This is a genomic window from Bacteroidia bacterium (genome assembly GCA_025056095.1).
GTDB lineage: Bacteria > Bacteroidota > Bacteroidia > JANWVE01 > JANWVE01 > JANWVE01.
On the sequence record JANWVW010000155.1, the window covers coordinates 1 to 6,747 of the forward strand.

General features: G+C 36.9%; 6 protein-coding genes. 2 read left to right on the forward strand and 4 right to left on the reverse strand.

The window, feature by feature from the left end:
• Window positions 1-163: 163 nt before the first annotated feature.
• From groL to pyk, 4 genes are all read right to left on the reverse strand, one after another.
• Complete coding sequence (gene groL / locus NZ519_10495; protein ID MCS7029177.1) at window positions 164-1,786, reverse strand: chaperonin GroEL; 1,623 nt, start codon at window positions 1,784-1,786, stop codon at window positions 164-166.
• Between the two features lie 86 nt (window positions 1,787-1,872).
• Entirely contained in the window at window positions 1,873-2,148 is a 276-nt protein-coding gene (locus tag NZ519_10500; protein MCS7029178.1) for a co-chaperone GroES, read from the reverse strand.
• A gap of 348 nt (window positions 2,149-2,496) precedes the next feature.
• Window positions 2,497-3,699 carry a hypothetical protein gene (locus tag NZ519_10505; protein MCS7029179.1) on the reverse strand — a complete coding sequence of 401 codons (1,203 nt, stop codon included), beginning with the start codon at window positions 3,697-3,699 and terminating at the stop codon, window positions 2,497-2,499.
• Window positions 3,700-3,816: 117 nt separating this feature from the next.
• Entirely contained in the window at window positions 3,817-5,250 is a 1,434-nt protein-coding gene (gene pyk, locus NZ519_10510) for a pyruvate kinase (GenBank protein ID MCS7029180.1), read from the reverse strand.
• A gap of 117 nt (window positions 5,251-5,367) precedes the next feature.
• On the opposite strand from pyk, the gene NZ519_10515 reads away from it, so the two are divergent.
• Window positions 5,368-5,949, forward strand: coding sequence for an N-acetyltransferase (locus tag NZ519_10515; GenBank protein ID MCS7029181.1), 582 nt, complete (start codon window positions 5,368-5,370; stop codon window positions 5,947-5,949).
• A 55-nt stretch (window positions 5,950-6,004) separates the two neighbouring features.
• Window positions 6,005-6,616 carry a fumarylacetoacetate hydrolase family protein gene (locus tag NZ519_10520; protein MCS7029182.1) on the forward strand — a complete coding sequence of 204 codons (612 nt, stop codon included), beginning with the start codon at window positions 6,005-6,007 and terminating at the stop codon, window positions 6,614-6,616.
• The last annotated feature ends 131 nt before the right edge of the window (window positions 6,617-6,747 follow it).

Here is a 6,747-nt window from a genome sequence, read left to right on the forward strand (position 1 = left end):
GTAGCCCGTAGCACGCCGACCTTGTGGGCATGAGCGCAAGCGAAACGCCCACAAGGGCACGCCCAAAAAAATTAAAATTAAATTTTGATGACTATTCTCTTTGCAAAATAAAAAAGAAAAGCAGCCCTGTATAAACAAGGCTGCTTAGTGAGATTTTTCTGTATTAGTACATATTGCTAGGTACGTTTCCGCTTGCAGCAGAAGGTTCTTCCTTAGGCTCATCTGTAATGACGCATTCAGTAGTAAGTAGTAGAGAAGCTACAGAAGCCGCATTTTCAAGCGCTACACGAGTAACTTTGGTAGGATCGATTACACCAGAGCTAAATAGATTTTCAAATGTTTCTGTACGAGCATTGTATCCAAAGTCCCCAGAACCTTCTAACACTTTTTGTACAATTACAGCACCTTCACCGCCTGCATTTTTAACAATGCAACGTAAAGGTTCTTCTAACGCTCTGCGGATAATGTCAATACCTGTTTTTTCATCAGGGTCTTCGTATTTAACATTATCAAGGGCTTCAATGGCGCGTACAAGTGCTACTCCTCCACCAGGTACAATACCTTCTTGTACTGCTGCACGTGTTGCATGAAGGGCATCGTTTACACGATCTTTTTTCTCTTTCATTTCTACTTCGGTAGGTGCGCCAATATAGAGTACGGCTACGCCTCCTGAAAGTTTAGCTAAGCGTTCTTGTAATTTTTCTTTATCGTATTCAGAAGTAGTGCTCTCAATTTGAGACTTGATTTGGGCTATTCTTGCCTTAATGTCTGCTTCTTTTCCTTTACCTTCAATTAAGGTAGTGTCATCTTTGTCTATTATGACTTTACCTACACGTCCGAGCATGTCTAGGGTAGCATTTTCTAGTTTAAGCCCGCGCTCTTCAGAAATAACAGTACCTCCTGTCAAAATAGCAATATCTTCTAACATTGCTTTGCGTCTATCACCGAAGCCAGGCGCTTTGACAGCTACCACTTTCAATGCTCCACGAATACGGTTGAGTACTAATGTGGCTAGTGCTTCTCCCTCAACATCTTCAGCTATGATAAGCAAAGGTGATCCGGTTTGAACTTGTCTTTCTAGTATAGGTAAGAGTTCCTTCATTGAGGAGATTTTTTTGTCATAGATGAGTACATGGGCGTTTTCATATTCTACGGTCATTTTTTCAGGGTCAGTTACAAAATAGGGAGATAGGTAGCCGCGGTCAAATTGCATACCTTCTACAGTTTTTACATACGTTTCGCGACCTTTGGCTTCTTCTATTGTAATTACACCATCTTTGCCTACTTTGCTCATTGCATCGGCTATTATTTCGCCAATTTCAGTGTCATTGTTAGCAGAGATGGTACCTACTTGTTTAATTTCAATGTTGTTAGAGATAGTTTTAGATTGTTTTTTGAGGTGTTCGACTACAGCTGCTACTGCTTTGTCAATACCACGCTTCAAACCCATGGGATTAGCTCCAGAAGCCAAGTTTTTCAAACCTGCGGTAATTATAGCTTGAGCTAACACTGTAGCTGTAGTAGTACCATCTCCTGCAATATCAGCAGTTTTTGATGCTGCTTCTTTGATAAGTTGGGCGCCCATGTTTTCAATGGGGTCTTTTAGTTCAATTTCTTTGGCTACAGTAACCCCGTCTTTTGTTACGGTAGGAGTACCATATTTTTTATCAATTACTACATTGCGCCCCTTAGGACCGAGGGTTACTTTTACAGCATTTGCTAAGGTATCAACCCCTCTTTTTAGCTTTTCTCTTGCTTCGCTGTCAAAATTGATGATCTTTGCCATACTTTACTTTTTTTAGTTGTTAGTTTTGATTAGGATTTTAAGTAAAATGAATTGCAGAAAGAAAAAGAAAGATAAGGTTAGTTAGTTTAGATAATCGCAAAAATGTCTGATTCTCTCATAATGAGGTAGTCTTCTCCATCAATGTGGATTTCTGTACCTGCATATTTGCCATATAGGACAGTGTCCCCTACTTTTACAGTAATTGCTTCGTCCTTTTTACCTGGACCTACAGCTACAACAGTACCTCTTTGTGGTTTTTCTTTTGCGGTATCAGGGATTATGATACCTCCAGCTGTTTTCTCCTCTGCGGGAGCAGGTTTGACTACTACTCTGTCCGCTAATGGTTTGATGTTGATTGCCATAGTACTTATTTCTGTTTTGATTATAGTTCAACTTTTAGCAGTGTGCCAAGCCGAGTGCTAATTTCATTCCAAAAATGCTTATTTTGAGTTTGTGGATAAATCGTTTATTTTGTAAGATGCTCATTTTCAGCATGATTAAGTTTTAGATTCATTCCATCTTATTTCTGTCATTTATGACAGAAATGAAAAAATGTCAGACATGTCTGAATCTGACATTATGACAAAAATACTTACTTTGCTTTTTAAGTTCGTTTTGCACATTTACTTTGACCAAAAAATTTTTAATAAATTTTGAGGTGTGTGGAGCAAAAAACGCAGATTTTGATTACATTTTGAGTCAATAGCTTGTTAATAACTTGACTCTATGTCAATAAACTGAATGTGCTTTTTATCTATGTAGCTAAACTGATGCGTTTTCCAAGAAGTGCTCTCCCCCGTAGTACTTAAAATTGCATAAAAATATAACATTTGAGTAGATTCCTTTGAGGGTTTTCCAAAGCCAACTAACACATTTATTCCGTTTTCATAGGGTACCACAGTAAATTGTGAAAGTACAGCTTCATTCATACTACTTTCTTTGCAGGTATAAGATGAAGTTAAAGCAGGTAGTCCCTTACTGTCGATGATAAAAAATTGGAGCGCATGGTTTTTGTCTATTCCCATCAAAAAACCATGAGTTTCATTGACAACTAGGTTAGATAATTTAGTTGCGTGCTTACCAAGATCGGTAAGAGTATTATTTGCCCAACTTATGCAATGCACTGTGCTAGGTGCGTGTTCATCTTCGGTATAGTAAAATGATTTTGTTTTTTGTGACCAAACTATATTTTGATGATGTGCCTTGTACTCAATTCTACCTAGTTCGTTGCTTATATAGAATTCAGGACTAAGTTCTAGTAGCAGTATTTGCTCACCTTTTCTACTGTTCTCTACTTTTCTTTCCACTATAATCTTAGTTTCATTATCTACTACTCGCAGTACAGTATAAATTTCGTTAGGACTGCCGAAAGTCTTACCTTGTTTTAACCTTTGATACGTGCTATCAGGGAGATTTGGATAATTGCTTTTAGCCCGCATTGCAAATAACGATGTAACAGGGTACTTGCTTTGTACAAATTCGTCATCTATGGTGTAGACTAAGCCGTTTTCACGTATAATGTACTCTTTAAAAACAATATGCCCCAAAAGATTGACATTCCGTTTTTTGAATACTTTTATAACATACCCATCTTCGTAACGATACATAGTGGTTACATCTACAAAGTTATAATGCACCTGCCCTCCGCTAAAAGTACCCTCTTTGTCCTGATGTAGAACATAAAAAGACTTTTTATCAGGTAAAACTTGAATTTTTTTGATATCTTCCTCATGATTTACTGTTACAATAGTATCTAATTCACCTTGCGAACCTACTTCTAGCAAAGTAATTTTATTGGCTTGGTAGGAAAGTATAATTCTGTGCCTACCATGTTGAATTTCTAACGGATAAGCATACGACAAAATTGATAGTAAAACACCAGCAATCAATATTATACCCCATTTTGGTAGCATAATGGGCAAATATATTGGCAAGGTTTATTACACACAAAAATAATCATTTTTTAACAAAAATACAACAATAGTAGCATATTTTCTACGTACTTAAAGCTGACAAAATCAAGCCATTTTTTAATCTACTTCGGATATTTTAAGCATATTTGTTCTTTTACGCGCCAACATAGGCATGCTTGCAGTATTGATAATTACATCGCCTTTTTGAATGAGTTTTTTTTCTAATAAAATTTGCTTAATGTCATGCATAGTTTCATCTGTACCCACAAAACCATCATAGTGAAAAGCCTGTACGCCCCAAATAAGATTCAATGTGTTGAGTAAAGGAACATTATCCGTAAAGATAAAAATATGGGCTTTTGGTCTATGCCTAGATAGCTGATAAGCAGTATATCCTGTTCGTGTAAGTCCTGTAATAGCTTTGGCACCTACCTTTTCAGCTAATACACAAGAAGCATAGCAAATTGCGTCGGAATGAAAAGTTTCTGATTTAGGATCTAAGGGAACATTTCTATTGTACAAAATTTCTTCTTTTTCCACTGATGCAATAATTCGTTGCATGCTTTCAATAACTTGGATAGGATACTTACCCATTGCTGTTTCTCCACTTAACATAACTGCATCTGCACCATCTAAAACTGCATTGGCTACATCGTTCGTTTCAGCACGAGTAGGGCGAGGATTGTTTATCATAGACTCCATCATTTGAGTAGCAATAATGACAGGTTTAGCTGCTTGGTTACACTTGCGCACTATATTTTTTTGGATCATAGGTACGTCTTCCATTGGAATCTCTACGCCTAAATCTCCGCGTGCTATCATAATTCCATCGGCTGCTTGTATAATAGCATCTAAATCATTAAGTGCCTCAGGTTTCTCAATCTTAGCAATCACTTTGCTTTCTTTCCCCTTTCTTTGTATATACTCTTTAAGTACTTTTACATCTTTTGCGCTACGCACAAACGATAAACCTATCCACTCTACATTGTGCGATAAAGCAAAATCTAAGTCCTGATAATCTTTTTCAGTTAAGGAAGGTATAGACAATTGCACGTTCGGCAAATTCACTCCCTTTTTAGAACTTAACCTGCCACCTACTATTACTCTTGCTTTGACCACAGTACTACCATCTGTTTCTAAAACCCTTAATTGTATCTTGCCATCATCTATTAAAATCAAATCATCCGCTTTTACCTCCTTAGCTAAAAAAGGATAGTTGATAGAAACTCTCTGCGAATTACCTAATACTCTTTCTGTGCTAATTTCAATAATGCTATCAGATGCAATTTCTATTTCGTTATTCTCTACCTCATCTATCCGAATTTTAGGTCCTTGTAAGTCGTATAACAAGCAAATATGCGAACCTAAATCCATGTTTATACTTCTAACATTATGAATAATTTGCTCATGAAAGCCATGATTGCCGTGAGCGGCGTTAATTCTACATACATCTAATCCTAACTCAATGAGCTGCTTTAATATATTTCTATCTGCACTTGCGGGACCTATCGTTCCTACAATTTTAGTACGATTAAAAACAGGCTTTTTCATATTACCGAATGTAAAAATATGAAGTTTTGAAATTCAAACCTGTACATAACATAAAAATTAAATTGCTTGTTGCTGTAATCAAAAGTGAATTTTGAGTTTATTCTCTATTTTTGCTGCATGGAAAAACACTATTTTGCACATGAATCTGCGTACATAGACGAAGGCTGTGTTATAGGTGAAGGAACTAAAATATGGCACTTTTGCCACATTATGCCCAACTGCATCATAGGTAAAAATTGCAACATAGGTCAAAATGTGGTTATTGCGCCTGAGGTAATTATAGGGAATAATGTCAAAATTCAAAATAATGTATCTGTATATACGGGTGTAATTTGTGAAGATGATGTATTTCTGGGTCCCTCTATGGTTTTTACAAATGTAATCAACCCGCGTTCAGCAATTAGCAGAAGAAACGAATACAAAAAAACTCTTGTCAAAAAAGGGGCAACTATTGGCGCTAATGCCACAATTGTGTGCGGAGTTACCTTGCACGAATACTGTTTTGTAGGTGCAGGTGCCGTAGTTACCAAAGACGTACCTGCTTATGCACTAGTTGTCGGAAATCCTTCAAGACAAATAGGATGGATGAGCAAATACGGACATAGGTTGCAATTCAACGAAGAAGGTATAGCCATTTGCCCTGAAAGTAAAGAAAAATATCTACTAGAAAATGGGCAAGTCAAGTGCTTGGACAATTAAAAAATGAAAAAGTTCTCTGAATTCAAGCTAAATACCTCATCAAACTTATAGGTTTATGAAATTCATTTGTGTAGGTAGAAATTACGCAGAACATATTCGCGAACTCAATAATCCCCTTCCTGCTGAACCTGTTATTTTTATCAAACCTGACACAGCACTACTGCAAAACAAAGGCACTTTATATTTACCCGACTATTCCCAAGAAATACACTACGAAATTGAACTAATTTTCAAGGTTTGCTTAGAAGGTAAGTTTATTCAACCGCAGTATGCGCTTAAATATGTCAATCAAATTAGTGTGGGGATAGACTTTACCGCAAGGGATGTACAAGAGGAATGTAAGAAAAAAGGGCTACCTTGGACAAAAGCAAAGTGCTTTAATGGCAGTGCAGCTGTGGGCGATTTTATCCCTTTGTCCGATGTTCCTGACTTAAAAAATATCACTTTTGAACTCTATCAGAATGGTGAATTAAAACAAAAAGGCAATTCTGCATATATGCTTTTTGATGTGCCAACTATTATCAGCTACATTTCCACTATTATGACCTTAAAAAAGGGCGATATTATTTTTACAGGTACCCCTGCGGGAGTAGGTAAAACTCTGCCGGGTGATGTCCTAACAGGATACTTATCAGGTAAAAAACTATTAGAAATACACGTGGCATAATCTTTTGGATTTAAGTTTGTTTTTGTTTTACTCAAAAGATTGATATTCAGAAATTTTTATTTTTTGGGCGTGCCCTTGTGGGCGTTTCGCTTGCGCTCATGCCCACAAGGTCGGCGTGCTACGGGCTACGC